We start from the raw sequence: 26,626 nt of genomic DNA, 5'->3' as shown, positions 1-26,626 counted from the left end.
CTCCCGGCCCCCGCAGGAGCCTCGCGCGGCCTCCGCCGAGGGTGGTGGCGGGTGACGAGCCGCAAAAGCGAGGCGGCGCCCGGAAGCGAGCACTGTCAGGAGCCGCCGAGCAGCAGGTAGAGCACGGCCATGCGCAGGCTGACGCCGTTGGCGACCTGCTCGGTGACGGTGCACCGGGGCGAGTCGGCGACCTCAGCGGAGATCTCCATGCCGCGGACCATGGGGCCGGGGTGCATCACGATGGCGTCCCCGGGCATGCGGGACAGGCGTTCGCCGTCCAGCCCGTAGTTGCGGCTGTACTCGCGCACGGAGGGAAAGAAGGACTCGTGCATGCGTTCGGCCTGCACGCGCAGCATCATGACCACGTCGGACTTGGGCAGGACGGCGTCGAGGTCGTAGGAGACCTCACACGTCCAGGTGTGCACCGAGACCGGCACCAGGGTGGGCGGCGCGACCAGGGTGACGTGCGCGCCCAGGGTGGTGAGCAGCAGCACGTTGGAGCGGGCGACACGGCTGTGCAGGATGTCGCCGACGATGGCCACACGCAGTCCGTCCAGACGGCCCAGGCGCGAGCGCATGGTGAAGGCGTCCAGCAGGGCCTGGGTGGGGTGCTCGTGGGTGCCGTCGCCCGCGTTGAGGACGGAGCCGTCGACCCAGTTCGCCAGTCGGTGCGCGGCACCGGAGGCGCTGTGCCGGATGACGACGCCGTCGGCGCCCATGGCCTGCAAGGTCAGCGCGGTGTCCTTGAGGCTCTCGCCCTTGGAGACGCTGGAGCCCTTGGCGGAGAAGTTGATGACGTCCGCGGACAGGCGCTTGGCGGCCAGCTCGAAGGAGGTGCGGGTGCGGGTGGAGTCCTCGTAGAAGAGGTTGACCACGGTGCGTCCGCGCAGGGTGGGGAGCTTCTTGACGGAGCGGTCGCCGACCTGGGCGAGCTCGGCGGCGGTGTCCAGCACGAGGGTGGCCTCGTCACGGGACAGGTCGCCGGCGGAGAGCAGGTGGCGCATCAGTCGTTCCCCTCTGTCGTGGAGGGAGACTCCTCGGCCGCAGGCCGACGGTTGAGGGTGGTGGAGGGTGACGAAGAGGGAGACTCCTCGGCCGCAGGCCGACGGTTGAGGGTGGTGGAGGGTGACGGGTGGGCGGGCCCGAGAAGCACCGCGTCGTGTTCGTCGGTCTCGTCCAGGCACACGGTGACGCTCTCGCGCAGGGACGTGGGCAGGTTCTTGCCCACGTAGTCAGCGCGGATGGGCAGTTCGCGGTGGCCCCGGTCGACGAGGACGGCGAGCTGGACGGAGCGGGGGCGGCCCAGGTCGCCGAGGGCGTCGAGGGCCGCGCGGACCGTGCGACCGGAGAAGAGGACGTCGTCGACCAGGACGACGACGCGGTCGTCGATCCCGCCCGCGGGGACTTCGGTCCTGCCCAGAGCCCGGACAGGGGCGGAGCGCAGGTCGTCGCGGTACATGGTGATGTCGAGCGAGCCCGCGGGGACGATAAGGTCCTCCACGCGTTCGATGCGCCGTGCCAGGCGCTGGGCGAGCGGTACCCCGCGCGAGGGAATACCCAGGAGGGTGACGTCCTGGCCGCCCTTGGTGCGTTCGAGCACCTCGTGGGCGATGCGGGTCAGCGCCCGGTTGATCTCATTGCCGTCGAGGACGGCGCGTGTGCCCTCGGGCAGCTGGTAAACACCGCCACCGGCATCACCCGTGGTCGGTTTTTGCGCACGCAAAGTAGTGACTCCCTTCCCTGCCTCACTGAACAGGTCGTTAAAGGACGTCGATCGGATCCACGCTATCAGCGGTGGCAGGACCCCCTGGGGAGCAGCCAGCGACCCCAAGTTGCCAGTGTGACTCTCGTCACATTACACACCCTCATCCTTTCATCTGAATGTAGCCGTATCGTCACTATGCGGATTCGCCCACGAAGCGGTCGAAACATGAAATTCCCTGGAGGAGCGGGCTTTTCGGGACATCGTGACGCACGACTCATCCCGTTCGGTCCGCACATGAGAGGTGCCTCACTTACGCACGGTTTGGCCACCGATTAGCCGTGTTTCACACCAACGGCTTGACCTGGAAGGCAGACCCCCCTACCGTCACTGTCTGTAACCACTGCCGGGTGGGGTTGCATCCCGTGACCATCCGCTGGACCGCATAGGCGGCCCGCCGAGTACGAGCGGACGTCTCCCCCACCACGCCAGCCACCGTCACGGCCGGGAGCGACAAGAAGATGCCATCCGAATACGCCAAGTCCCTTGGTGCGCGGCTGCGTGCCATCCGCACCCAGCAAGGCCTTTCCCTGCACGGGGTGGAAGAGAAGTCACACGGACGCTGGAAGGCCGTCGTGGTCGGCTCCTACGAGCGCGGCGACCGTGCCGTCACCGTCCAGAAGCTCGCCGAACTGGCCGACTTCTACGGTGTGCCGATGTCGGAGCTGCTGCCCGGCGGCGCGGCCCCCACTCCGCTGGGGCCCACACCCAAACTGGTCATCGACCTGGAGCGCATGCAGCAGCTTCCGCAGGAGAAGGCCGGTCCGCTCTCGCGCTACGTCGCCACGATCCAGAGCCAGCGCGGCGACTACAACGGGCGGGTGCTCTCCGTCCGCCAGGAGGACCTGCGCTCACTCGCGGTCATCTACGACAAGTCGCCCGCGGACCTGACCGAGGAGCTCATCAACTGGGGCGTCCTCGACCCCGAGGCACGCCGCGCGGTCGACGCCTTCTAGAACAAGCGCGAAACCGCACCCGCTCGACGAGGACCGGCGCATGTGCGCCGGTCCTCGTCGTGTTCGGGACGCCCGGGCACTGGCGGGCGCGAAGAGGCGGCGCGACCGGACGTGGGGCTTCCCCTCCCCAACCCGGCCGCGCCGCCCTCCGCCGGGCGGGGCCCGACGGAGACTGATCGAACCTCTGTTCGACATCGTCCAGTTAACCCCAGCCCACCGGACCCGTCAAGGACTCCGCGGGGGCTCGCCCCGAAACCGAACGGACCGCGCGGTTCGGGGCTAGGGTTGGATCGTGGTAGCCGATATCGAGCTGCGTGAACTGGCCCCACCCGCCTTCACACACGCCGTCCCCGCGCTGCTCCAGGTGTACGAGGCGGCCATGCGCCCGCCCCCGGAGCAGCTGCCCGGGCGGGCGGCCGTCATGAGCAGCCACGCCTTCCATCCGGGCTTCCGCTCGTTGGCGGCCCTGCGCGAGGGTCACCCGGTCGGCTTCGCCTACGCCTTCCACGGGCACCCCGGCCAGTGGTGGCACGACACGGTCGTGCGGGAACTGCACACGAACGGGCGGGCCGAGCAGGCGCGCCACTACCTGTCCGACCCGCTGGAGATCGCCGAGGTACACGTCCATCCCGAGGCGCAGAACCAGGGCGTGGGCCGGTCCCTGCTCCACGCCCTGTGCCGGAGGCGGCCGGAGCGCACCGCGGTGCTGTCCACCCTCTCGGGCCCCTCCGCGGCGCGCCACCTGTACCGCTCGTGCGGCTTCGCCGAGGTGCTGGAGGACCTGTCCTTTCCCGGCAGCCCCGGTCAGCCCTACTCGATCATGGCCGCCTGGCTGCCTCTGGACGGCTCCGGTGACCGGCGACCTCCTGGTAGATCTGCCTGGTGGCCGTGGACTGGTTCGAGGTGATGAAGTGGATACCCGGCGCGCCCTCGGCCAGAAGCCGCTCACACATGCGCTGGGCGTGCTCGATACCGAAGGACCGCACGGACTCGGCGTCGTCGCCGAAGGACTCGAACCGCTCGGCCAGGTCGCGCGGGAAGGGGGCCCCGGAGAGCTTCTCCGAGCGCGGGATGAACGAGGTGCGCACCACCGGGAAGACCTCGGGGATAATGGGTACCTCGCAGCCGCGCGCGGCCACTCGGTCGCGCAGGCGCAGGTAGTCCTCGGGGTCGAAGAACATCTGCGTGATGGCGTAGTCGGCGCCCGCCTCGCACTTGCGGACGAAGTGGTCGGTGTCGGTCTCGACGTCGGCCGAGCGCGGGTGCTTGAACGGGAAGGCGGCCACGCCCACGCAGAAGTCGCCGCTGTCCTTGATCAGACGGACCAGTTCCTCGGCGTAGGACAGTCCCTGCGGGTGGCGGACCCACTCACCGTCGGGGTCACCGGGCGGGTCTCCGCGCACGGCGAGCATGTTGGACACGCCCGCGTCGGCGAGGCGGCCCACGAGGTGGCGCAGTTCGGCGACGGAGTGATCGACCAGGGTCATGTGCGCGACCGGCAGCAGGGTGGTGTCGGTCGCGATGCGTTCGGTGGTCTCCACCGTCAACCCGCGCGTACTACCTCCAGCGCCGTAGGTGACCGAGACGAAGGAGGGGCCGAGGGCCTCGATCTCCCGGATCGCGCGCCACAGCCGCTCCTGCGACTGGGGTGTGCGCGGCGGAAAGAACTCGAAGGAGAACATCGGCTCGCCCGCGTCGAGGAGTTCGCGGATATGACGCGGCCTGGGGGCCGGGCTTCGGAGCGCCACGGGGCGTGTCGGTGCTGACAGCATGTACACCACCTTAGGCGAGGCACCCTCACTCGGTGGGAGCGACGTCCCACCCTGTGAGACCAGTGGCGGACGACACGCTCCCCGGCACCCGGGACCGGCCCATACCGGACAGCCGATAATGTGCAGAACATGGCCCTTTCTTCTCCGTCCGCCTCACCCGTGTCCGTGATCCGCTCCGACGTGGACCGCGAGCTGTCCGGGTTCAGCGCCGCCCACCGGACCCAGGTGCTGGAGGTCGGTGAGGAACTGGCCCCGGCGATGGACGCGCTGGAGGCGATGCTCTCCGGCGGCAAGCGCCTGCGCCCGACCTTCTGCTACTGGGGGTGGCGTGGAGCGGGCGGCGCGGCCGACGATGAGCGGGTGGTCCGGGCGGCGGCCTCCCTGGAGCTCCTCCAGGCGTGCGCGCTCGTCCACGACGACGTGATCGACAACAGCGACACCCGGCGCGGGATGCCCGCCACCCACAAACGGCTGGCCAAACTGCACGCCGACCACGGGTGGAGCGGCGACAGCGAGGGCTTCGGCATGGGCGCGGCGATCCTCATCGGCGACCTGTGCCTGGCCTGGTCGGACGAGATGTACCAGGCCAGCGGCTTCCCGGCGGAGGTCCTGCGGGACGGGCGGCACCCGTTCGACGCGATGCGCACCGAGGTGATGGCCGGGCAGTACCTGGACACCCTGGAGCAGGTGCGGGGCACCACCACCCGCGAGGCCGCGCTGCGCGTGATGCGCTACAAGACCGCCAAGTACACCGTGGAGCGCCCGCTGCACCTGGGCGCCGCCCTGGCGGGCCGCTACGAGGATCTGGCCGGGGTGTACACCGCCTACGGCATCCCGCTGGGAATCGCCTTCCAGCTGCGCGACGACGTGCTCGGCGTGTTCGGCGCCCCCTCCACCACTGGCAAGCCCGCGGGCGACGACCTGCGTGAGGGCAAGCGGACACTGGTCGTGGCCGAGACCCTGGCACGGGCGGGGGCGGCCGATGCCAAGCGGTTCCGCTCTCTGCTGGGCGTGCCGAACCTGTCGGTGGAGTCGGTGGAGTGGATGTGCTCCCTGATCGAGGACTCGGGCGCCCTGGCTGTGTGCGAGGAGCTGATCGCCGAGTACGCCGACCAGGCCGTGGCGGCCCTGGAGAGCCCTGAGCTGGACGCCGACGCGCGCGGGCCGCTGCGCCAGCTGGTGGTGGCGGCCACCTCCCGATCCCACTGAGAGGCCCTCCCCGGGGATCTCCGAGGGTCTTCCCCGCGAGGGGCGCGTTGTGCCCGGTTCCCCCCTCCGGTTGAATCGCTGACAAGGCATAGCGTGAAACCGGGGAGCCTCCGATGTCTGGACACACCGTCTCGCGTGGTCCTGTCAGCACGGGTGAGCGAGCGCTCGCACCCGACCTGGCGCGCGGGTTCATGCTCTTGTTCATCGCACTCGCGAACACGGTCTGGTTCCTGTGGGCGGCCCCCATGGGCGTGTCGGGTGCCCACCCCGAGCCCGCGGGCACGCTGGACGGCGTCGCGCAGTTCCTCACCATCGTGGCGGTGGACGCGCGCAGCTATCCGATGTTCGCCTTCCTGTTCGGGTACGGCATGGTGCAGCTGGCCCGGCGTCAGGAGGCGGCGGGCGCCGACGCGCGGGACGTGGGCGCGCTGCTGCGCCGCCGCAACCTGTGGCTGATCGCGTTCGGCTTCGTACACGCCCTGTTGTTGTGGATGGGCGACGTCCTGGGCGCCTACGGCCTGGCCGGACTGGTGCTGGGCTGGCTGTTCTTCCGGCGCGCGGACAGGACGCTGTTGCTGTGGGCCGGGCTGCTCACCGGGCTGATGCTGGTGCTGTCGGCGTTCAGTCTGGCGGGGCTGGTGTTCGCACCCGACGACGGTTCGGCCACCCCAGCGGCCGACCTGGGGCAGGCCGCCGCCAACATCGGCGACCCCTCGCCGTGGAGCGCCGCCCTGGGGCGGGTGATGACATGGCCCCTCGTCGTCCTGGGCCAGGGGCTCGTGGGCCTGACCGTGCCCACGGCGATCCTGCTCGGCTACTGGGCGGCACGCCGCCGGATCCTGGAGGAGCCGGGGAACAACCTGGTGCTGCTGCGCCGTGTGGCGGTCCTCGGCGTCTGCGCGGGCTGGCTGGGCGGGGTGCCCCCGGCCCTGGCCCAGGTCGGGGCCGGGGACCTGTCGTACCCGCGGGCCAGCATGCTGGACATGCCGCACACGGTGACCGGCCTGGTCTGCGGTGTCGGCTACGTGGCGCTGATCGCCCTGGTGACGCACCGGATCCATGGGCACGGGCGCGAATCCGGCGTGGTGGTGCGGGCGCTGAGCGCGACGGGTGAGCGCTCGCTGTCGGCCTACCTGGCCCAGTCGGTACTGTGCGCGCCGGTTCTGGCTGCCTGGGGCCTGGGCGTGGGGGCCGACCTGACTTCGTGGTCGATGCCGCTGTTCGCGACCGGCGTGTGGCTGGTGACCGTGGTGGCGGCCTACGCGCTGGAGCGCGCGGGCAGGCGCGGACCCGCCGAGGTGCTGCTGCGCCGCCTGGCCTACCGCCGGCCCCGGGAACCGGGGAGGGGGCCGACCGCGGGACCCCGGCGGGGCAGCGACCGGGAACGCACCATTCCCTGATCCTCCCTGATCCCAAAGCGCGAAAAAGGGGCGTGCCGGTGAGTGCTCGGCACGCCCTCGTAACGCAGGATGGGGTGTCATGGGCGACGATCACATGACAAACCACACCATAGGGGTGACCGGGGCGACCGGGGCGCTTGGCGGGCGGGTCGCCGCCCGGATCGCGAGGCTGGAGGTGGCCCAGCGGCTCATCGTACGCGACATCAACCGCGCTCCGGAGTATCCCGGCAGCAGTGCGGCGATGGCGGCCTACGAGGACACGGAGTCCTTCGCGAGGGCGTGCCGGGGGGTGGACACGCTGTTCCTCGTCTCGGCGACCGAGTCCGAGGACCGGATCGACGTCCACCTGAGCGCGGTGGACGGCGCGGTCAAGGCCGGTGTGTCCCGGATCGTCTACCTGTCCTTCCTGCGTGCGGGGCCGGCGTCGACGTTCACGTTCGCGCGCACCCACTTCTTCACCGAGGCGCACATCAGGTCGACCGGGGTGCGGTACACGTTCCTCAGACCCAGCCTGTACCTGGACCTGCTGCCGAACTGGGTGAACGATGACGGCGTGGTGCGCGGCCCGGCTGGTGAGGGCAGGATCGCTTGGGTGTCTCGGGACGACGTGGCGGACGTGGCCACGGCGGTGCTGACCGATCCGGCGACCACGCTCAGCTCCGAAAACGCCACCTACGACGTCACCGGCCCGGAGGCTCTGTCCCTGGGCGCGACGGTGGACAGGCTGGGCACGCTCACCGGCCGTCCGGTCCGGTATGTGCCCGAGACCCGCGAGGAGGCGCTGGAGTCGCGCCGCGGCGGCGGCTCCCCCGACTGGGCCGTCGAGGGGTGGGTGTCGTCGTACGAGGCGATCGCCTCCGGAGAACTGGACGTGGTCGCGCCCACCGTCCCGAAGCTGACCGGCCACCCGGCCCAGTCGATCGAGGGCTTCCTCCGGCGCCATCCCAGCGCCCTGTCGCACGTCTCGGTCTGACCTCGGGCCCGCTTCCGCCGCCGTGCCACGCGCGCGGCGGTTTCGTCGTCCTCGGGCCCGTGGCACGGTGGACCGGTCCACCGTGCCACGGGCCCGAGGACGACGAAACCGCCGCGCGCGTGGCACGGCGGCGGAAGCGGGCCCGAGGTCAGACCGAGACGTGCGACAGGGCGCTGGGATGGCGCCGGAGGAAGCCCTCGATCGACTGGGCCGGGTGGCCGGTCAGCTTCGGGACGGTGGGCGCGACCACGTCCAGTTCTCCGGAGGCGATCGCCTCGTACGACGACACCCACCCCTCGACGGCCCAGTCGGGGGAGCCGCCGCCGCGGCGCGACTCCAGCGCCTCCTCGCGGGTCTCGGGCACATACCGGACCGGACGGCCGGTGAGCGTGCCCAGCCTGTCCACCGTCGCGCCCAGGGACAGAGCCTCCGGGCCGGTGACGTCGTAGGTGGCGTTTTCGGAGCTGAGCGTGGTCGCCGGATCGGTCAGCACCGCCGTGGCCACGTCCGCCACGTCGTCCCGAGACACCCAAGCGATCCTGCCCTCACCAGCCGGGCCGCGCACCACGCCGTCATCGTTCACCCAGTTCGGCAGCAGGTCCAGGTACAGGCTGGGTCTGAGGAACGTGTACCGCACCCCGGTCGACCTGATGTGCGCCTCGGTGAAGAAGTGGGTGCGCGCGAACGTGAACGTCGACGCCGGCCCCGCACGCAGGAAGGACAGGTAGACGATCCGGGACACACCGGCCTTGACCGCGCCGTCCACCGCGCTCAGGTGGACGTCGATCCGGTCCTCGGACTCGGTCGCCGAGACGAGGAACAGCGTGTCCACCCCCCGGCACGCCCTCGCGAAGGACTCCGTGTCCTCGTAGGCCGCCATCGCCGCACTGCTGCCGGGATACTCCGGAGCGCGGTTGATGTCGCGTACGATGAGCCGCTGGGCCACCTCCAGCCTCGCGATCCGGGCGGCGACCCGCCCGCCAAGCGCCCCGGTCGCCCCGGTCACCCCTATGGTGTGGTTTGTCATGTGATCGTCGCCCATGACACCCCATCCTGCGTTACGAGGGCGTGCCGAGCACTCACCGGCACGCCCCTTTTTCGCGCTTTGGGATCAGGGAGGATCAGGGAATGGTGCGTTCCCGGTCGCTGCCCCGCCGGGGTCCCGCGGTCGGCCCCCTCCCCGGTTCCCGGGGCCGGCGGTAGGCCAGGCGGCGCAGCAGCACCTCGGCGGGTCCGCGCCTGCCCGCGCGCTCCAGCGCGTAGGCCGCCACCACGGTCACCAGCCACACGCCGGTCGCGAACAGCGGCATCGACCACGAAGTCAGGTCGGCCCCCACGCCCAGGCCCCAGGCAGCCAGAACCGGCGCGCACAGTACCGACTGGGCCAGGTAGGCCGACAGCGAGCGCTCACCCGTCGCGCTCAGCGCCCGCACCACCACGCCGGATTCGCGCCCGTGCCCATGGATCCGGTGCGTCACCAGGGCGATCAGCGCCACGTAGCCGACACCGCAGACCAGGCCGGTCACCGTGTGCGGCATGTCCAGCATGCTGGCCCGCGGGTACGACAGGTCCCCGGCCCCGACCTGGGCCAGGGCCGGGGGCACCCCGCCCAGCCAGCCCGCGCAGACGCCGAGGACCGCCACACGGCGCAGCAGCACCAGGTTGTTCCCCGGCTCCTCCAGGATCCGGCGGCGTGCCGCCCAGTAGCCGAGCAGGATCGCCGTGGGCACGGTCAGGCCCACGAGCCCCTGGCCCAGGACGACGAGGGGCCATGTCATCACCCGCCCCAGGGCGGCGCTCCACGGCGAGGGGTCGCCGATGTTGGCGGCGGCCTGCCCCAGGTCGGCCGCTGGGGTGGCCGAACCGTCGTCGGGTGCGAACACCAGCCCCGCCAGACTGAACGCCGACAGCACCAGCATCAGCCCGGTGAGCAGCCCGGCCCACAGCAACAGCGTCCTGTCCGCGCGCCGGAAGAACAGCCAGCCCAGCACCAGTCCGGCCAGGCCGTAGGCGCCCAGGACGTCGCCCATCCACAACAACAGGGCGTGTACGAAGCCGAACGCGATCAGCCACAGGTTGCGGCGGCGCAGCAGCGCGCCCACGTCCCGCGCGTCGGCGCCCGCCGCCTCCTGACGCCGGGCCAGCTGCACCATGCCGTACCCGAACAGGAAGGCGAACATCGGATAGCTGCGCGCGTCCACCGCCACGATGGTGAGGAACTGCGCGACGCCGTCCAGCGTGCCCGCGGGCTCGGGGTGGGCACCCGACACGCCCATGGGGGCCGCCCACAGGAACCAGACCGTGTTCGCGAGTGCGATGAACAAGAGCATGAACCCGCGCGCCAGGTCGGGTGCGAGCGCTCGCTCACCCGTGCTGACAGGACCACGCGAGACGGTGTGTCCAGACATCGGAGGCTCCCCGGTTTCACGCTATGCCTTGTCAGCGATTCAACCGGAGGGGGGAACCGGGCACAACGCGCCCCTCGCGGGGAAGACCCTCGGAGATCCCCGGGGAGGGCCTCTCAGTGGGATCGGGAGGTGGCCGCCACCACCAGCTGGCGCAGCGGCCCGCGCGCGTCGGCGTCCAGCTCAGGGCTCTCCAGGGCCGCCACGGCCTGGTCGGCGTACTCGGCGATCAGCTCCTCGCACACAGCCAGGGCGCCCGAGTCCTCGATCAGGGAGCACATCCACTCCACCGACTCCACCGACAGGTTCGGCACGCCCAGCAGAGAGCGGAACCGCTTGGCATCGGCCGCCCCCGCCCGTGCCAGGGTCTCGGCCACGACCAGTGTCCGCTTGCCCTCACGCAGGTCGTCGCCCGCGGGCTTGCCAGTGGTGGAGGGGGCGCCGAACACGCCGAGCACGTCGTCGCGCAGCTGGAAGGCGATTCCCAGCGGGATGCCGTAGGCGGTGTACACCCCGGCCAGATCCTCGTAGCGGCCCGCCAGGGCGGCGCCCAGGTGCAGCGGGCGCTCCACGGTGTACTTGGCGGTCTTGTAGCGCATCACGCGCAGCGCGGCCTCGCGGGTGGTGGTGCCCCGCACCTGCTCCAGGGTGTCCAGGTACTGCCCGGCCATCACCTCGGTGCGCATCGCGTCGAACGGGTGCCGCCCGTCCCGCAGGACCTCCGCCGGGAAGCCGCTGGCCTGGTACATCTCGTCCGACCAGGCCAGGCACAGGTCGCCGATGAGGATCGCCGCGCCCATGCCGAAGCCCTCGCTGTCGCCGCTCCACCCGTGGTCGGCGTGCAGTTTGGCCAGCCGTTTGTGGGTGGCGGGCATCCCGCGCCGGGTGTCGCTGTTGTCGATCACGTCGTCGTGGACGAGCGCGCACGCCTGGAGGAGCTCCAGGGAGGCCGCCGCCCGGACCACCCGCTCATCGTCGGCCGCGCCGCCCGCTCCACGCCACCCCCAGTAGCAGAAGGTCGGGCGCAGGCGCTTGCCGCCGGAGAGCATCGCCTCCAGCGCGTCCATCGCCGGGGCCAGTTCCTCACCGACCTCCAGCACCTGGGTCCGGTGGGCGGCGCTGAACCCGGACAGCTCGCGGTCCACGTCGGAGCGGATCACGGACACGGGTGAGGCGGACGGAGAAGAAAGGGCCATGTTCTGCACATTATCGGCTGTCCGGTATGGGCCGGTCCCGGGTGCCGGGGAGCGTGTCGTCCGCCACTGGTCTCACAGGGTGGGACGTCGCTCCCACCGAGTGAGGGTGCCTCGCCTAAGGTGGTGTACATGCTGTCAGCACCGACACGCCCCGTGGCGCTCCGAAGCCCGGCCCCCAGGCCGCGTCATATCCGCGAACTCCTCGACGCGGGCGAGCCGATGTTCTCCTTCGAGTTCTTTCCGCCGCGCACACCCCAGTCGCAGGAGCGGCTGTGGCGCGCGATCCGGGAGATCGAGGCCCTCGGCCCCTCCTTCGTCTCGGTCACCTACGGCGCTGGAGGTAGTACGCGCGGGTTGACGGTGGAGACCACCGAACGCATCGCGACCGACACCACCCTGCTGCCGGTCGCGCACATGACCCTGGTCGATCACTCCGTCGCCGAACTGCGCCACCTCGTGGGCCGCCTCGCCGACGCGGGCGTGTCCAACATGCTCGCCGTGCGCGGAGACCCGCCCGGTGACCCCGACGGTGAGTGGGTCCGCCACCCGCAGGGACTGTCCTACGCCGAGGAACTGGTCCGTCTGATCAAGGACAGCGGCGACTTCTGCGTGGGCGTGGCCGCCTTCCCGTTCAAGCACCCGCGCTCGGCCGACGTCGAGACCGACACCGACCACTTCGTCCGCAAGTGCGAGGCGGGCGCCGACTACGCCATCACGCAGATGTTCTTCGACCCCGAGGACTACCTGCGCCTGCGCGACCGAGTGGCCGCGCGCGGCTGCGAGGTACCCATTATCCCCGAGGTCTTCCCGGTGGTGCGCACCTCGTTCATCCCGCGCTCGGAGAAGCTCTCCGGGGCCCCCTTCCCGCGCGACCTGGCCGAGCGGTTCGAGTCCTTCGGCGACGACGCCGAGTCCGTGCGGTCCTTCGGTATCGAGCACGCCCAGCGCATGTGTGAGCGGCTTCTGGCCGAGGGCGCGCCGGGTATCCACTTCATCACCTCGAACCAGTCCACGGCCACCAGGCAGATCTACCAGGAGGTCGCCGGTCACCGGAGCCGTCCAGAGGCAGCCAGGCGGCCATGATCGAGTAGGGCTGACCGGGGCTGCCGGGAAAGGACAGGTCCTCCAGCACCTCGGCGAAGCCGCACGAGCGGTACAGGTGGCGCGCCGCGGAGGGGCCCGAGAGGGTGGACAGCACCGCGGTGCGCTCCGGCCGCCTCCGGCACAGGGCGTGGAGCAGGGACCGGCCCACGCCCTGGTTCTGCGCCTCGGGATGGACGTGTACCTCGGCGATCTCCAGCGGGTCGGACAGGTAGTGGCGCGCCTGCTCGGCCCGCCCGTTCGTGTGCAGTTCCCGCACGACCGTGTCGTGCCACCACTGGCCGGGGTGCCCGTGGAAGGCGTAGGCGAAGCCGACCGGGTGACCCTCGCGCAGGGCCGCCAACGAGCGGAAGCCCGGATGGAAGGCGTGGCTGCTCATGACGGCCGCCCGCCCGGGCAGCTGCTCCGGGGGCGGGCGCATGGCCGCCTCGTACACCTGGAGCAGCGCGGGGACGGCGTGTGTGAAGGCGGGTGGGGCCAGTTCACGCAGCTCGATATCGGCTACCACGATCCAACCCTAGCCCCGAACCGCGCGGTCCGTTCGGTTTCGGGGCGAGCCCCCGCGGAGTCCTTGACGGGTCCGGTGGGCTGGGGTTAACTGGACGATGTCGAACAGAGGTTCGATCAGTCTCCGTCGGGCCCCGCCCGGCGGAGGGCGGCGCGGCCGGGTTGGGGAGGGGAAGCCCCACGTCCGGTCGCGCCGCCTCTTCGCGCCCGCCAGTGCCCGGGCGTCCCGAACACGACGAGGACCGGCGCACATGCGCCGGTCCTCGTCGAGCGGGTGCGGTTTCGCGCTTGTTCTAGAAGGCGTCGACCGCGCGGCGTGCCTCGGGGTCGAGGACGCCCCAGTTGATGAGCTCCTCGGTCAGGTCCGCGGGCGACTTGTCGTAGATGACCGCGAGTGAGCGCAGGTCCTCCTGGCGGACGGAGAGCACCCGCCCGTTGTAGTCGCCGCGCTGGCTCTGGATCGTGGCGACGTAGCGCGAGAGCGGACCGGCCTTCTCCTGCGGAAGCTGCTGCATGCGCTCCAGGTCGATGACCAGTTTGGGTGTGGGCCCCAGCGGAGTGGGGGCCGCGCCGCCGGGCAGCAGCTCCGACATCGGCACACCGTAGAAGTCGGCCAGTTCGGCGAGCTTCTGGACGGTGACGGCACGGTCGCCGCGCTCGTAGGAGCCGACCACGACGGCCTTCCAGCGTCCGTGTGACTTCTCTTCCACCCCGTGCAGGGAAAGGCCTTGCTGGGTGCGGATGGCACGCAGCCGCGCACCAAGGGACTTGGCGTATTCGGATGGCATCTTCTTGTCGCTCCCGGCCGTGACGGTGGCTGGCGTGGTGGGGGAGACGTCCGCTCGTACTCGGCGGGCCGCCTATGCGGTCCAGCGGATGGTCACGGGATGCAACCCCACCCGGCAGTGGTTACAGACAGTGACGGTAGGGGGGTCTGCCTTCCAGGTCAAGCCGTTGGTGTGAAACACGGCTAATCGGTGGCCAAACCGTGCGTAAGTGAGGCACCTCTCATGTGCGGACCGAACGGGATGAGTCGTGCGTCACGATGTCCCGAAAAGCCCGCTCCTCCAGGGAATTTCATGTTTCGACCGCTTCGTGGGCGAATCCGCATAGTGACGATACGGCTACATTCAGATGAAAGGATGAGGGTGTGTAATGTGACGAGAGTCACACTGGCAACTTGGGGTCGCTGGCTGCTCCCCAGGGGGTCCTGCCACCGCTGATAGCGTGGATCCGATCGACGTCCTTTAACGACCTGTTCAGTGAGGCAGGGAAGGGAGTCACTACTTTGCGTGCGCAAAAACCGACCACGGGTGATGCCGGTGGCGGTGTTTACCAGCTGCCCGAGGGCACACGCGCCGTCCTCGACGGCAATGAGATCAACCGGGCGCTGACCCGCATCGCCCACGAGGTGCTCGAACGCACCAAGGGCGGCCAGGACGTCACCCTCCTGGGTATTCCCTCGCGCGGGGTACCGCTCGCCCAGCGCCTGGCACGGCGCATCGAACGCGTGGAGGACCTTATCGTCCCCGCGGGCTCGCTCGACATCACCATGTACCGCGACGACCTGCGCTCCGCCCCTGTCCGGGCTCTGGGCAGGACCGAAGTCCCCGCGGGCGGGATCGACGACCGCGTCGTCGTCCTGGTCGACGACGTCCTCTTCTCCGGTCGCACGGTCCGCGCGGCCCTCGACGCCCTCGGCGACCTGGGCCGCCCCCGCTCCGTCCAGCTCGCCGTCCTCGTCGACCGGGGCCACCGCGAACTGCCCATCCGCGCTGACTACGTGGGCAAGAACCTGCCCACGTCCCTGCGCGAGAGCGTCACCGTGTGCCTGGACGAGACCGACGAACACGACGCGGTGCTTCTCGGGCCCGCCCACCCGTCACCCTCCACCACCCTCAACCGTCGGCCTGCGGCCGAGGAGTCTCCCTCTTCGTCACCCTCCACCACCCTCAACCGTCGGCCTGCGGCCGAGGAGTCTCCCTCCACGACAGAGGGGAACGACTGATGCGCCACCTGCTCTCCGCCGGCGACCTGTCCCGTGACGAGGCCACCCTCGTGCTGGACACCGCCGCCGAGCTCGCCCAGGTCGGCGACCGCTCCGTCAAGAAGCTCCCCACCCTGCGCGGACGCACCGTGGTCAACCTCTTCTACGAGGACTCCACCCGCACCCGCACCTCCTTCGAGCTGGCCGCCAAGCGCCTGTCCGCGGACGTCATCAACTTCTCCGCCAAGGGCTCCAGCGTCTCCAAGGGCGAGAGCCTCAAGGACACCGCGCTGACCTTGCAGGCCATGGGCGCCGACGGCGTCGTCATCCGGCACAGCGCCTCCGGTGCCGCGCACCGACTGGCGAACTGGGTCGACGGCTCCGTCCTCAACGCGGGCGACGGCACCCACGAGCACCCCACCCAGGCCCTGCTGGACGCCTTCACCATGCGCTCGCGCCTGGGCCGTCTGGACGGACTGCGTGTGGCCATCGTCGGCGACATCCTGCACAGCCGTGTCGCCCGCTCCAACGTGCTGCTGCTCACCACCCTGGGCGCGCACGTCACCCTGGTCGCGCCGCCCACCCTGGTGCCGGTCTCGGTGCACACCTGGACGTGTGAGGTCTCCTACGACCTCGACGCCGTCCTGCCCAAGTCCGACGTGGTCATGATGCTGCGCGTGCAGGCCGAACGCATGCACGAGTCCTTCTTTCCCTCCGTGCGCGAGTACAGCCGCAACTACGGGCTGGACGGCGAACGCCTGTCCCGCATGCCCGGGGACGCCATCGTGATGCACCCCGGCCCCATGGTCCGCGGCATGGAGATCTCCGCTGAGGTCGCCGACTCGCCCCGGTGCACCGTCACCGAGCAGGTCGCCAACGGCGTCAGCCTGCGCATGGCCGTGCTCTACCTGCTGCTCGGCGGCTCCTGACAGTGCTCGCTTCCGGGCGCCGCCTCGCTTTTGCGGCTCGTCACCCGCCACCACCCTCGGCGGAGGCCGCGCGAGGCTCCTGCGGGGGCCGGGAGCCAGAGAGACCGGGAACCCCCGGGACCTCAGGTGCGATGGACCCCATCCCGCGATCGCGTCCGCGTTCCCGCCAAGGCCGGACGGCGCCCGAACCGAGCAGCCGCGCCCCGCACCGGGTGGGTACGCCCCGGTGCCCGGCGCCCACGAACCCCTCCCCATTCGAGAACACGAGGAAGCCAACAACGCGATGCCCGACACCAACGGACCGCACCTGATCCGCGGCGCCAGCCCTCTCGGCGGCGACCCCGTCGACCTGCTCCTGGCCGACGGCCGGATCGCCGCGATCGGCCGGGACCTCGACGCCCCCGCCGACGCCGAGACCGTCGACGCCTCCGGCCTGGTAGTCCTGCCGGGACTGGTGGACCTGCACACCCACCTGCGCGAACCCGGCCGTGAGGACGCCGAGACCGTCGCCACCGGCTCCCGCTCCGCGGCCATGGGCGGCTACACCGCCGTCCACGCCATGGCCAACACCGACCCGGTCGCCGATACCGCCGGGGTCGTCGAACAGGTCTGGCGCCTGGGCCGCGAGGCCGGGTACTGCGACGTGCGCCCCGTCGGCGCCGTCACCGTCGGACTGGCCGGGAAGCAGCTCTCCGAGATCGGCGCCATGGCCGATTCGGCCGCAGAGGTCCGGGTCTTCTCCGACGACGGCATCTGCGTCTCCGACGCCCTGCTCATGCGCCGCGCCCTGGAGTACGTCAAGGCCTTCGACGGAGTCGTCGCCCAGCACGCCCAGGAACCCCGCCTGACGCAGGGCGCGCAGATGAACGAGGGCTGCGTCTCCGACCGCCTCGGCCTGCCGGGCTGGCCCGCGGTCGCCGAGGAGGCGATCATCGCCCGCGACTGCCTGCTCGCCCAGCACGTGGGCTCGCGCCTGCACGTGTGCCACGTCTCCACGAGGGGATCGGTCGACATCCTCCGCTGGGCCAAGGCCCGCGGCTGCGACGTCACCGCCGAGGTCACCCCCCACCACCTGCTCCTGACCGACGAGCTGGTGGAGAGCTACGATCCCGTCTACAAGGTCAATCCGCCCCTGCGCACCGCGGAGGACGTCCATGCGCTGCGCGAGGGCCTGGCCGACGGCACGATCGACGTCGTCGCCACCGACCACGCCCCCCACCCCGTGGAGGCCAAGGAGACCGAGTGGTCCACCGCCGCCATGGGGATGGTCGGCCTGGAGACCGCGTTGGCCGTCGTGCAGCGCACCATGGTCGACACCGGCCTACTCACCTGGGCCGACGTCGCCGACCGCATGTCCGCGGCCCCGGCCCGCATCGGCCGCGCCCATGACCACGGCCGCGGCCTCGCCGTGGGTGAGGACGCCAACGTGGTCCTGTACGACCCGGCGGCGCCCGTGGAGGCCGACGGGACGGCCATGGTCACCAAGAGCAGCAACACCCCGTTCCGGGGCATGACCCTGCCCGGCCGGGTGCGCGCCACGTTCCTGCGTGGTGCCCCGACCGTCCTGGAGGGGAAGATTCAGTGAGCACAACAGTGAACGCCCAGGCCAGCCCTGGCGAGGAGGAGGGGGCGAACGTGTCCGAGACAACCGGCGGACCGGCGATTCTGGTACTCGAGGACGGACGCGTGTTCCACGGCCGTTCCTTCGGCGCCACCGGTGAGACCTTCGGCGAGGCGGTCTTCAACACCGGCATGACCGGCTACCAGGAGACCCTCACCGACCCCTCCTACCACCGCCAGATCGTGGCGATGACCGCACCGCACATCGGCAACACCGGCGTCAACGACGACGACCCCGAGTCCGGCCGCATCTGGGTGGCCGGGTACGTCGTGCGCGAGCCCGCCCGCATCCCCTCCAACTGGCGCGCCCAGCGCACCCTGGACGAGGAACTGCGCCGCCAGGAGGTGGTCGGCATCGCCCTCACCGGTACCCGCGCCCTGACCCGCCACCTGCGCGACAGAGGTGCCATGCGCGCCGCCATCAGCACCACCGAGGCCGATCCGCGGGCGCTGCTGGCCCGTGTGCGCCAGCAGCCGTCCATGGCCGGTGCCGAGCTGGCCGCTGAGGTGAGCACCGGGGATTCCTACGAGATCCTGCCGCCCGAAGGGGTTCCGACCCGCTTCCACGTCGCCGCCGTCGACCTCGGCATCAAGGCCATGACCCCCCAGCGCCTGGCCGAGCGCGGTTGCAGGGTCACCGTGTTGCCCGCCACGGCCACCGCCGAGGACATCCTCGCGCTGGACCCGGACGGGGTGTTCTTCAGCAACGGCCCCGGCGACCCGGCCACCGCCGACGCCCCCGTCGCCGCTATGCGCGGGGTCCTGGACGCGGGCAGACCGCTCTTCGGCATCTGCTTCGGCAACCAGATCCTGGGGCGGGCCCTGGACCTGGGCACCTACAAGCTGCCCTTCGGGCACCGGGGCGTCAACCAGCCGGTGATCGACACCCGCTCCGGCCGGGTCGCCATCACCAGCCAGAACCACGGCTTCGCCGTCGACGCTCCCCTCGACGCTCCCTTCGACACCCTCTACGGCCAGGCCGAGGTCAGCCACATCGGCCTCAACGACCAGGTGGTCGAAGGCCTGCGGCTGCTGGACCGGCCCGCGTTCAGCGTCCAGTTCCACCCCGAGGCCGCCGCCGGCCCCCACGACGCCGCCGAGCTCTTCGACGCGTTCGTCGACCTGATGTCCGCCCAGCCCGCACCGGCTGCCAAGTAAGCAAGAGGGAACAGAGCATGCCGCGCCGTAGTGACCTTTCATCCGTCCTCGTGATCGGCTCCGGCCCGATCGTGATCGGGCAGGCGGCCGAGTTCGACTACTCGGGTACCCAGGCCTGCCGTGTCCTGCGGGCCGAGGGCCTCAGGGTCATCCTGGTCAACTCCAACCCGGCCACGATCATGACCGACCCGGAGATCGCCGACGCCACCTACGTCGAGCCGATCACCACCGAGATGATCGAGAAGATCATCGCCAAGGAGCGCCCCGACGCGCTCCTGCCCACTCTGGGCGGGCAGACCGCGCTCAACGCCGCCATCGACCTGCACGAGTCGGGCATCCTGGACAAGTACGGCGTCGAGCTCATCGGCGCCAACGTCGAGGCCATCCAGTCCGGTGAGGACCGCGAGAGCTTCAAGGGCATCGTGGAGAGCATCGGCGGCGAGTCCGCCCGCTCGCGTATCTGCCACACCCTGGACGAGTGCCTGGCCGCCGCCGAGGAGCTCGACTACCCCGTCGTCGTGCGCCCCTCCTTCACCATGGGCGGCGCGGGATCGGGCTTCGCGCACAACGAGACCGAGCTGCGGCGCATGGCCGGCCAGGGGCTGGCGCTCTCCCCGACCACCGAGGTGCTCCTGGAGGAGTCCATCCTCGGCTGGAAGGAGTACGAGCTGGAGCTGATGCGCGACACCAACGACAACGTCGTGGTCGTGTGCTCCATCGAGAACCTCGACCCCATGGGCGTGCACACCGGTGACTCCATCACCGTCGCCCCCGCCATGACCCTCACCGACCGCGAGTACCAGAAGCTGCGCGACGTCGGTATCGCGGTCATCCGCGAGGTCGGAGTGGACACCGGCGGCTGCAACATCCAGTTCGCCGTCCACCCCACCACCGGCCGGATCATCGTCATCGAGATGAACCCGCGCGTGTCCCGCTCCTCGGCGCTGGCCTCCAAGGCCACCGGCTTCCCGATCGCCAAGATCGCCGCGAAGCTCGCCGTCGGCTACACCCTGGACGAGATCCCCAACGACATCACCAGGAAGACCCCGGCCAGTTTCGAGCCCACGCTCGACTACGTGGTCGTCAAGGTGCCCCGCTTCGCCTTCGAGAAGTTCCCCGGCGCCGACCCCGCACTGACCACCACCATGAAGTCGGTCGGCGAGGCCATGGCCATCGGCCGGTCCTTCCCCGAGGCACTCCAGAAGGCCATGCGCTCCCTGGAGAAGTCGGGCGTCGGCCTGACCTGGGAGGGCGTGCCCGACGACAAGGACGCGCTGCTGAGCCGGGCCGCCGTCCCCACCGAGCGCCGCCTGCGCCAGGTCCAGCAGGCCCTGCGCGCCGGGGCCACCGTCGAGGAGCTCCACGAGGCCACCCGGATCGATCCCTGGTTCCTGGACCAGATGCTGCGCCTGGAGGAGATGGCCCGCGTCCTGGCCGACGCGCCCAAGCTCGGGGCCGACCTGCTGCGCGAGGCCAAGGGACTGGGCTTCTCCGACGACCAGATCGGCCAGATCACCGGTAAGAGCGAGGACGTGGTCCGCGAACTGCGCCACGCCCTGGACATCCGCCCCGTCTACCTGACCGTGGACACCTGCGCAGCCGAGTTCGAGGCCCAGACGCCCTACCTGTACTCCAGCTACGACGAGGAGACCGAGGTCCCCGAGGGCGACAGGCCCAAGATCATCATCCTGGGCTCGGGACCCAACCGCATCGGTCAGGGCGTGGAGTTCGACTACTCCTGCGTCCACGCCTCCTTCGCGCTCTCCGACGCCGGGTACGAGACCGTGATGGTCAACTGCAACCCCGAGACCGTCTCCACCGACTACGACACCAGCGACCGGCTCTACTTCGAGCCGCTCACCCTGGAGGACGTGCTGGAGGTCGTGCGCGCCGAGCAGGCCGCCGGACCGGTCGCCGGGGTCATCGTCCAACTGGGCGGCCAGACCCCGCTGGGGCTGGCCCGCCGCCTCAAGGAGGCCGGGGCGCCCATCATCGGCACCAGCCCCGAGGCCATCGACCTGGCCGAGGACCGCGGTGAGTTCGGCAAGGTCCTGGCCGATGCCGGCCTGCCCGCGCCCAAGTACGGCACCGCCCACTCCTTCGCCGAGGCCAAGGTCGCCGCCGACGAGATCGGCTACCCCGTCATGGTCCGCCCCTCCTACGTGCTGGGCGGCCGGGGCATGGAGATCGTCTACAGCGAGGCGATGCTCGCCGACTACATCGAGCGCAACGCCGAGGTCAGCCCCGAGCACCCGGTGCTGATCGACCGCTTCCTCGACGACGCCATCGAGATCGACGTCGACGCGCTCTACGACGGCCGCGACCTGTACCTGGGCGGCGTCATGGAGCACATCGAGGAGGCCGGGATCCACTCCGGCGACTCGGCGTGCACCCTGCCCTCCATCACGCTGGGGCGCGAGGACATCGAGCGCATCCGCTACTCCACCGAGGCCATCGCCAAGGGCACCGGGGTGCGCGGTCTGCTCAACGTCCAGTACGCGCTCGCCTCCGGCGTGCTCAACGTGCTGGAGGCCAACCCGCGCGCCTCGCGCACCGTGCCGTTCGTGTCCAAGGCCACCGCGGTGCCGCTGGCCAAGGCCGCCGCCCGCGTCATGGCCGGGAGCACCGTCGCCGAACTACGCGAGGAGGGCTTGCTGCCCGCCAGCGGTGACGGCGGCGACCTGCCCGTCGACGCCCCGGTGTCGGTCAAGGAGGCCGTGCTGCCCTTCAACCGGTTCATCGACAAGGAGGGCGAGGGCGTCGACACCATCCTCGGCCCCGAGATGCGCTCCACGGGCGAGGTCATGGGCCTGGACACCGAGTTCGGCTCCGCCTACGCCAAGTCGCAGCTGGCCGTCAACGGCTCCCTGCCCGCACGGGGCCGGGTGTTCGTCTCCGTGGCCAACCGTGACAAGCGCTCGATGATCTTCCCGGTCAAGCGCCTGGCCGACCTCGGCTTCGAGATCCTGGCCACCGAGGGCACCGCCGTGGTGCTGCGCCGCAACGGCGTGCACTCCACGGTGGTGCGCAAACACAGCGAGGGCAGCGGTCCCGCCGGGGAACCGACCATCGTGCAGCTCATCCACTCCGGGGGCGTCGACCTCATCGTCAACACGCCGTTCGGCAGCGCCGGCCAGGCCGGTCCGCGCCTGGACGGGTACGAGATCCGCACCGCGGCCGTGGTGCGTGGCGTGCCCAGCGTGACCACCGTGCAGGGCCTGGCCGCCGCGGTGCAGGCGATCGAGGCACGGGTGCGCGGCGCCGTCGGCGTGCGCTCCCTCCAGGAGCACGCGCAGACCCTCACCGCCAGCCGCGCCTGAGCTGTGCCTGCTTTCGGGCTCCGCTTCGCCCGCCACCCCTGACGGGCGCCCGCGGCGAGGTCCCCTCGTCGTTCGGGCTACCCGGTGGCCGGGCCGTTCGGGCCCGAGGCCGTGGGCGGGGGCGCTGTGGAAGGTGTGTCCACGGCGCCCCCGCCGATACGGTTGTCGCACAGGGCAACTCAGGAATCCAGAGGGGGGAGGACGGCGTCCCGCCGACGTCCCGGTCCGCGGTACCGGGGCAGGGACGCCATGACCTGATGAGCGACAACGGACCGGTGCAGGCCAGGTGCCCCGTGCTGAACGTGCGCAGGGTGGACGCCTACTACGCCATCACCGTGGTCGCCCCGGGCATCGCCGAGCGCTTTCGCTCCGGGCAGTTCGTGTCGGTGGCGGTCGGCGGCGACCACTCCAGCACCCTGCTGCGCCGTCCCTTCGCCATCCACGACGTCAAGCCCGACTACGGCGGCACCGTCGAGTTCCTGTTCTCGGTGCGCGGTACCGGTACCGCCTGGTTGTCGGAGCGAAGATCACGCGACCTGGTGGACGTGGTCGGCCCGCTGGGCCGCCCCTTCCCGCTGCCGCGCGAACCGGTCAACTGCGTGCTCGTGGGCGGCGGTTCGGGCAGCGCTCCGCTGTTTCCGCTCGCCCAGTCGCTGCGCAGGCGCGGCTGCCGGGTGGACTTCGTGCTGGGAGCCGCATCCGCCGACCGGGTGTTCAGCGCCATCACCGCCCGCCGCATCGCCGAGACGGCCGCCTTCACCACCGAGGACGGCTCCTTCGGCACACGCGGACGGGTCACCGACGTCCTGGGCCGGGTGATCGAGGAATGCCGCTCCGACGCCGTCTACACCTGCGGACCCATGCCCATGCTGCACGCGGTCACCGACGTGGCGGGCGGCCACGGCATCCCCGTCCAGGTGGCGGTGGAGGAGACCATGGCCTGCGGTACCGGGATCTGCATGACCTGTGTCATCCCGGTGGTGGGGGAGGACGGCATCACCCGCATGGTCCGCTCGTGCGTGGACGGCCCGGTCTTCCGAGGCGAGCAGGTGCGCTTCGACGACGTGGGGACGATCCCCTTCGACGCCCTGGGCGCGCCAGGCTGGAAGGGCTCCAGCGCGGCCCGCGCCGCCGAGTCGGCACGCGACATCGCCTGAGGCGCCGACCCCGACAAGGATTCGAACGCGCGGCCGAGGAACGGGACGGCGTGCGGGCCCCGGCCCCGGGGATCCCGCTCCGCCCCGGACACCGCGGCCCCCGCACCCGGGCCGGCCCTCCCGGCCACGGCCGGACAGACCCGCCCGTACCTGTGGACGACCCGGACCGAAGCGCCTCCGGGCCGCCGACCAGCACCCGAGAGCAGAAGGAAACGTGAACGCAGACCTCAGGACCCGGCTGGGCGGCTGGGAGCTGCCCAACCCGGTGGTCACCGCGGCCGGATGCGCCGGATCGGGCCGCGAACTGGCTCAGTTCCTCGACATCGCATCGATCGGCGCCGTCACCACCAAGTCGGTGATGTTGGAGCCCCACGCCGGACGGCCCGCCCCCCGCATGGCGGAGACGCCCAGCGGGATGCTCAGCACGACCGGCATGCAGGGCCCGGGGGTGGACGTGTTCCTCCAGCGGGACCTGCCCTGGCTGCTCTCCCGGGGCGGACGAGCCGTCGTGTCCGTCGCCGGCGCGGGCGTGGGCGAGTTCGGTGAGCTGGCCAGGCGTGTCTCGGCCGCGGACGGGGTCAGCGCGATCGAGGTCAACCTCTCCTGCCCCGACCCCTCCGACCCCGCCGGGCGCCGTTTCGCGGACGACCCCACCCGGGCCGCGGCGGTGGTGGGGACGGTTCGTTCCCACACCCGCTCCGGGCTGCCGGTGCTGGCCAAGCTGGCGGCCGACGTCCCCGATGTGGTGGAACTGGCGAACGCGTGCGTGGAGGCACGCGCGGACGGGCTTTCCATGGTCAACACGATGCGCGGCATGGCCGTGGACGTCCGCACCTTGCGCCCGGCGGTGGCCGGGGGGATGGGCGGGCTGTCCGGTCCGGCCATCCGCCCGCTCGCGGTGGGGTGCGTCTACCGCGTGCACGAGGCGCTGCCGGACGTGCCCATCGTCGGGATGGGAGGGATCCGCACGGGCACCGACGCGCTGGGGTTCATGGCGGCCGGGGCCAGCGCGGTGGCGGTCGGCACGACCAACTTCTCCGACCCCTCGGCGTGCGCGCGCGTGCTCCGGGAACTCAGCGAGCTGCTGGACGCGCGGGGCGTCGCCAGGGCCACCGACGTCGTGGGCGCCGCCCACCGAACGGGAGCAGGGGTATGACACAGCGGGCACACGGCACGTGGGGGCGCTGACCGGCCTGAATGGCCTTGAAATGGCTCTGTGCGACCAAACGCGTGCATTTGGTCCCCATTCATTGCCCAGGTGGTGAGATCCGTCTGGGGCCATCTGAGCCGCCGTTACGGGGAAGTGACACGGGTGGGGCGCATGAAGCGCCTCATCCGGGGAACCGCACACCTTGATGGTGTGCACATGACAGTGAACGTGCATCGTCCGGTGCTTCGGTAAGCACGTCCGTAAGTACATCCGTGCGTTGCATGCGCCGACCCGGTCGGCCGCACACGATTGGAGATACCGACATGACCGCGCCTTCCGCGCCCATCGCCGTCGCACTCGACGCCAAGGATCTTGAGACCGCGGCCACCTGGGCCTCGGCGGTCGCGCCGCACGTGAGCACGGTCAAGGTGGGCTTGGAGCTGTACCTGCGCTACGGGCCCGACGTGGTCAGCGCGGTGCGCGGTGCCAGCAGGCTGGGGGTCTTCCTCGATCTGAAGCTGCACGACATCCCGGCCACGGTCGCCGGTGCCGCGCGCAGCGTCGCAGGCCTGAAGCCCTCGATCCTCACGGTGCACGCCGGCGGAGGGGCGGACATGGTCCGTGCGGCGGCCGAGGCCGCCCCGGAGACCGAGATCGCCGCCGTGACGGTGCTCACCTCGATGGGCGAGGCGGACCTGGAGCAGGTGGGGCTGCTCGGTCCGGCCCGCGACGCGGTGCGGCGCCTGGCGGTGCTGGCGGTGGGGGCCGGGGCCCGTGCCCTGGTGTGCTCACCGCGGGAGGTGGCTCTTGTGCGAGCCGAGGTGGGCCCGGACATCACCCTCATCACGCCGGGCGTGCGCCCGGCTGGGGCGGACAAGGGTGACCAGTCGCGGGTGTCGACCCCGGAGGAGGCCATCGAGGCGGGGGCGGACCTGCTGGTCATCGGCCGCCCCATCACCAGGGCGCCGGACCCCGGATCGGCGGCGGCCTCCCTCGCGGCGGCCGTGCGCCGGGCCGGGGTTCGCGTCTAGGCAAGCGAAGGAGGACGGGGCTTCGGGAGCACTCTTCGACGGTGCGGGGAAGCGTGGGGCGAAGGGATCGACGGATCCGAGTGACGAACTGTCGCAACGGGTCGGATAAACCTGATTATGTATCGCAGATGGTCGCTAATTAGGCATGTCCGAAACTCGGAACTCACTGCCTAGAGTGACCCGGGTCACCCCTGTGTGACCTGCACAGGTGACACGCTTGGTGCTTCGCTCAACCGGGACTAAGGTCCTGATTTTCGTCTCTGTTAGCAATTGATTGGTTACTCTAAGTAGTTAGTTCGACGAAAAAGCCTCTGAAAGGGCACTTTACGTTGCCTAACAGGGGTCAGACCTACTAACTTGCGCAGGCGTCCGCCCTCTACAAACGAGTAGAAATCCGAGGTGACCCGGCGTGGCCCTTCCTCCCCTGACACCCGAACAGCGCACCGCGGCTCTGGAGAAGGCCGCCAAGGCCAGAAAAGAGCGTGCGGAGGTCAAGAACAAACTGAAGAACGGCGGTATCTCGCTGTCCGAGGTCCTCTCTGACGGACTCAAGGACGACGTCATCGGAAAGATGAAGGTTTCGGCACTGCTCGAATCCCTTCCCGGCGTCGGTAAGGTCCGGGCCAAGCAGATCATGGAGCGGCTCAACATCGCCGAGTCGCGCCGTGTCCGCGGTCTGGGAACCAACCAGCGCTCCGCCCTCGAGGCCGAGTTCGGCGACCTCACCAAGTAGCACCACGCAGTACCGCGGTACCAGGTGGCACCAACAGCACCTGGACGCCGCCGGCCCGCCGCGTCCCCCACAGTCGCGGCGGAGACCGCGCCGCATCGGCGGCCGACCTCCGGTGAGCTTCTACCGGGCCGCGGCCGGTGGACGGGTGGCCCCAGGTCACGGCCGTCCGCCGCGCCGCGGCCCGGTGGTATAAAGGGAACTTCCCGCGACCGTACGCGGACACCCGCACACCAGCCGCCCGCACGGCGACGGCGCCCGGA

General features: G+C 70.8%; 23 protein-coding genes. 15 read left to right on the top strand and 8 right to left on the bottom strand.

Annotated elements, in window-relative coordinates; genetic code table 11:
* Nucleotides 1-95: 95 nt before the first annotated feature.
* A complete protein-coding gene (locus tag AC0T5L_RS18260) occupies nt 96-1,004 on the bottom strand; it encodes an aspartate carbamoyltransferase catalytic subunit (RefSeq protein ID WP_476166694.1) in 909 nt (302 codons plus the stop codon).
* Nucleotides 1,004-1,723, bottom strand: coding sequence for a bifunctional pyr operon transcriptional regulator/uracil phosphoribosyltransferase PyrR (pyrR, locus tag AC0T5L_RS18255; RefSeq protein WP_476166695.1), 720 nt, complete (start codon nt 1,721-1,723; stop codon nt 1,004-1,006). The genes AC0T5L_RS18260 and pyrR (AC0T5L_RS18255) overlap by 1 nt, the downstream gene beginning before the upstream one ends.
* A gap of 500 nt (nt 1,724-2,223) precedes the next feature.
* Here pyrR (AC0T5L_RS18255) and bldD (AC0T5L_RS18250) point away from each other — a divergent pair, with 500 nt between their 5' ends.
* On the top strand, nt 2,224-2,718 hold the full coding sequence (bldD, locus tag AC0T5L_RS18250; RefSeq protein ID WP_476166696.1) for a transcriptional regulator BldD: 495 nt from the start codon (nt 2,224-2,226) through the stop codon (nt 2,716-2,718).
* Between the two features lie 292 nt (nt 2,719-3,010).
* Entirely contained in the window at nt 3,011-3,625 is a 615-nt protein-coding gene (locus AC0T5L_RS18245; protein WP_476166697.1) for a GNAT family N-acetyltransferase, read from the top strand.
* Here the strand turns inward: AC0T5L_RS18245 and metF (AC0T5L_RS18240) are convergent.
* The gene (gene metF / locus AC0T5L_RS18240) at nt 3,537-4,400 is read right to left on the bottom strand and encodes a methylenetetrahydrofolate reductase [NAD(P)H] (protein WP_476166706.1); all 864 of its coding nucleotides are present in this window, start codon (nt 4,398-4,400) and stop codon (nt 3,537-3,539) included. The two genes, AC0T5L_RS18245 and metF (AC0T5L_RS18240), sit on opposite strands and share 89 nt — an antisense overlap.
* Nucleotides 4,401-4,619: 219 nt before the next feature.
* Here metF (AC0T5L_RS18240) and AC0T5L_RS18235 point away from each other — a divergent pair, with 219 nt between their 5' ends.
* The 3 genes from AC0T5L_RS18235 (at nt 4,620) to AC0T5L_RS18225 (ending at nt 8,072) form a co-directional block, all read left to right on the top strand.
* On the top strand, nt 4,620-5,699 hold the full coding sequence (locus AC0T5L_RS18235) for a polyprenyl synthetase family protein (RefSeq protein WP_476166698.1): 1,080 nt from the start codon (nt 4,620-4,622) through the stop codon (nt 5,697-5,699).
* Nucleotides 5,700-5,812: 113 nt separating this feature from the next.
* Nucleotides 5,813-7,099 (top strand): DUF418 domain-containing protein, encoded by a 1,287-nt coding sequence (locus AC0T5L_RS18230; protein ID WP_476166699.1) that lies wholly within the window; start codon nt 5,813-5,815, stop codon nt 7,097-7,099.
* Nucleotides 7,100-7,178: 79 nt separating this feature from the next.
* A complete protein-coding gene (locus tag AC0T5L_RS18225; protein WP_476166700.1) occupies nt 7,179-8,072 on the top strand; it encodes an SDR family oxidoreductase in 894 nt (297 codons plus the stop codon).
* A 148-nt stretch (nt 8,073-8,220) separates the two neighbouring features.
* On the opposite strand, the gene AC0T5L_RS18220 is transcribed toward AC0T5L_RS18225, so the two are convergent.
* The 3 genes from AC0T5L_RS18220 to AC0T5L_RS18210 all read right to left on the bottom strand — a co-directional run bounded on the left by AC0T5L_RS18220 (nt 8,221) and on the right by AC0T5L_RS18210 (nt 11,673).
* Nucleotides 8,221-9,114, bottom strand: coding sequence for an SDR family oxidoreductase (locus tag AC0T5L_RS18220; RefSeq protein ID WP_476166700.1), 894 nt, complete (start codon nt 9,112-9,114; stop codon nt 8,221-8,223).
* Between the two features lie 79 nt (nt 9,115-9,193).
* A complete protein-coding gene (locus AC0T5L_RS18215; RefSeq protein WP_476166699.1) occupies nt 9,194-10,480 on the bottom strand; it encodes a DUF418 domain-containing protein in 1,287 nt (428 codons plus the stop codon).
* A 113-nt stretch (nt 10,481-10,593) separates the two neighbouring features.
* Nucleotides 10,594-11,673, bottom strand: coding sequence for a polyprenyl synthetase family protein (locus AC0T5L_RS18210; protein ID WP_476166698.1), 1,080 nt, complete (start codon nt 11,671-11,673; stop codon nt 10,594-10,596).
* A 219-nt stretch (nt 11,674-11,892) separates the two neighbouring features.
* Here AC0T5L_RS18210 and metF (AC0T5L_RS18205) point away from each other — a divergent pair, with 219 nt between their 5' ends.
* Nucleotides 11,893-12,756 carry a methylenetetrahydrofolate reductase [NAD(P)H] gene (gene metF / locus AC0T5L_RS18205; protein WP_476166706.1) on the top strand — a complete coding sequence of 288 codons (864 nt, stop codon included), beginning with the start codon at nt 11,893-11,895 and terminating at the stop codon, nt 12,754-12,756.
* Here the strand turns inward: metF (AC0T5L_RS18205) and AC0T5L_RS18200 are convergent.
* Together AC0T5L_RS18200 and bldD (AC0T5L_RS18195) are read right to left on the bottom strand one after the other, a co-directional pair.
* Nucleotides 12,668-13,282, bottom strand: coding sequence for a GNAT family N-acetyltransferase (locus AC0T5L_RS18200; RefSeq protein WP_476166697.1), 615 nt, complete (start codon nt 13,280-13,282; stop codon nt 12,668-12,670). The genes metF (AC0T5L_RS18205) and AC0T5L_RS18200 overlap by 89 nt on opposite strands.
* Nucleotides 13,283-13,574: 292 nt before the next feature.
* Nucleotides 13,575-14,069 carry a transcriptional regulator BldD gene (gene bldD, locus AC0T5L_RS18195; RefSeq protein WP_476166696.1) on the bottom strand — a complete coding sequence of 165 codons (495 nt, stop codon included), beginning with the start codon at nt 14,067-14,069 and terminating at the stop codon, nt 13,575-13,577.
* A 500-nt stretch (nt 14,070-14,569) separates the two neighbouring features.
* On the opposite strand from bldD (AC0T5L_RS18195), the gene pyrR (AC0T5L_RS18190) reads away from it, so the two are divergent.
* The 9 genes from pyrR (AC0T5L_RS18190) to mihF all read left to right on the top strand — a co-directional run bounded on the left by pyrR (AC0T5L_RS18190) (nt 14,570) and on the right by mihF (nt 26,366).
* On the top strand, nt 14,570-15,289 hold the full coding sequence (gene pyrR, locus AC0T5L_RS18190; RefSeq protein WP_476166695.1) for a bifunctional pyr operon transcriptional regulator/uracil phosphoribosyltransferase PyrR: 720 nt from the start codon (nt 14,570-14,572) through the stop codon (nt 15,287-15,289).
* Nucleotides 15,289-16,197 carry an aspartate carbamoyltransferase catalytic subunit gene (locus AC0T5L_RS18185; protein WP_476166694.1) on the top strand — a complete coding sequence of 303 codons (909 nt, stop codon included), beginning with the start codon at nt 15,289-15,291 and terminating at the stop codon, nt 16,195-16,197. Before pyrR (AC0T5L_RS18190) ends, AC0T5L_RS18185 begins: the two co-directional genes overlap by 1 nt.
* Nucleotides 16,198-16,480: 283 nt before the next feature.
* Nucleotides 16,481-17,782, top strand: coding sequence for a dihydroorotase (locus AC0T5L_RS18180; protein ID WP_476166693.1), 1,302 nt, complete (start codon nt 16,481-16,483; stop codon nt 17,780-17,782).
* Nucleotides 17,783-17,832: 50 nt separating this feature from the next.
* On the top strand, nt 17,833-18,975 hold the full coding sequence (gene carA / locus AC0T5L_RS18175; RefSeq protein ID WP_476166705.1) for a glutamine-hydrolyzing carbamoyl-phosphate synthase small subunit: 1,143 nt from the start codon (nt 17,833-17,835) through the stop codon (nt 18,973-18,975).
* Between the two features lie 17 nt (nt 18,976-18,992).
* Nucleotides 18,993-22,295 carry a carbamoyl-phosphate synthase large subunit gene (carB, locus tag AC0T5L_RS18170; RefSeq protein WP_476166692.1) on the top strand — a complete coding sequence of 1,101 codons (3,303 nt, stop codon included), beginning with the start codon at nt 18,993-18,995 and terminating at the stop codon, nt 22,293-22,295.
* Nucleotides 22,296-22,552: 257 nt separating this feature from the next.
* Nucleotides 22,553-23,452 carry a dihydroorotate dehydrogenase electron transfer subunit gene (locus AC0T5L_RS18165; protein WP_476166691.1) on the top strand — a complete coding sequence of 300 codons (900 nt, stop codon included), beginning with the start codon at nt 22,553-22,555 and terminating at the stop codon, nt 23,450-23,452.
* 214 nt (nt 23,453-23,666) lie between these two features.
* Complete coding sequence (locus AC0T5L_RS18160; protein ID WP_476166690.1) at nt 23,667-24,608, top strand: dihydroorotate dehydrogenase; 942 nt, start codon at nt 23,667-23,669, stop codon at nt 24,606-24,608.
* A gap of 317 nt (nt 24,609-24,925) precedes the next feature.
* A complete protein-coding gene (gene pyrF, locus AC0T5L_RS18155) occupies nt 24,926-25,633 on the top strand; it encodes an orotidine-5'-phosphate decarboxylase (protein ID WP_476166689.1) in 708 nt (235 codons plus the stop codon).
* A 409-nt stretch (nt 25,634-26,042) separates the two neighbouring features.
* Nucleotides 26,043-26,366 (top strand): integration host factor, actinobacterial type, encoded by a 324-nt coding sequence (mihF, locus tag AC0T5L_RS18150; RefSeq protein ID WP_476166688.1) that lies wholly within the window; start codon nt 26,043-26,045, stop codon nt 26,364-26,366.
* Nucleotides 26,367-26,626: the final 260 nt, after the last annotated feature.

Source organism: Nocardiopsis sp. TRM 82005, assembly GCF_056312425.1.
This window is presented reverse-complemented; position numbering and strand designations above follow the sequence as displayed.

Coding starts and splice junctions, on each gene's coding strand:
- metF (WP_476166706.1), bottom strand. CDS start 4,400: ATGTTCTCCTTCGAGTTCTTTCCGCCGCGCACACCCCAGTCGCAGGAG.
- pyrF (WP_476166689.1), top strand. CDS start 24,926: ATGACCGCGCCTTCCGCGCCCATCGCCGTCGCACTCGACGCCAAGGAT.
- AC0T5L_RS18260 (WP_476166694.1), bottom strand. CDS start 1,004: ATGCGCCACCTGCTCTCCGCCGGCGACCTGTCCCGTGACGAGGCCACC.
- AC0T5L_RS18220 (WP_476166700.1), bottom strand. CDS start 9,114: ATGGGCGACGATCACATGACAAACCACACCATAGGGGTGACCGGGGCG.
- bldD (WP_476166696.1), bottom strand. CDS start 14,069: ATGCCATCCGAATACGCCAAGTCCCTTGGTGCGCGGCTGCGTGCCATC.
- bldD (WP_476166696.1), top strand. CDS start 2,224: ATGCCATCCGAATACGCCAAGTCCCTTGGTGCGCGGCTGCGTGCCATC.
- AC0T5L_RS18180 (WP_476166693.1), top strand. CDS start 16,481: ATGCCCGACACCAACGGACCGCACCTGATCCGCGGCGCCAGCCCTCTC.
- AC0T5L_RS18230 (WP_476166699.1), top strand. CDS start 5,813: ATGTCTGGACACACCGTCTCGCGTGGTCCTGTCAGCACGGGTGAGCGA.
- carB (WP_476166692.1), top strand. CDS start 18,993: ATGCCGCGCCGTAGTGACCTTTCATCCGTCCTCGTGATCGGCTCCGGC.
- metF (WP_476166706.1), top strand. CDS start 11,893: ATGTTCTCCTTCGAGTTCTTTCCGCCGCGCACACCCCAGTCGCAGGAG.
- AC0T5L_RS18210 (WP_476166698.1), bottom strand. CDS start 11,673: ATGGCCCTTTCTTCTCCGTCCGCCTCACCCGTGTCCGTGATCCGCTCC.
- AC0T5L_RS18185 (WP_476166694.1), top strand. CDS start 15,289: ATGCGCCACCTGCTCTCCGCCGGCGACCTGTCCCGTGACGAGGCCACC.
- AC0T5L_RS18215 (WP_476166699.1), bottom strand. CDS start 10,480: ATGTCTGGACACACCGTCTCGCGTGGTCCTGTCAGCACGGGTGAGCGA.
- AC0T5L_RS18165 (WP_476166691.1), top strand. CDS start 22,553: ATGAGCGACAACGGACCGGTGCAGGCCAGGTGCCCCGTGCTGAACGTG.
- AC0T5L_RS18225 (WP_476166700.1), top strand. CDS start 7,179: ATGGGCGACGATCACATGACAAACCACACCATAGGGGTGACCGGGGCG.
- AC0T5L_RS18235 (WP_476166698.1), top strand. CDS start 4,620: ATGGCCCTTTCTTCTCCGTCCGCCTCACCCGTGTCCGTGATCCGCTCC.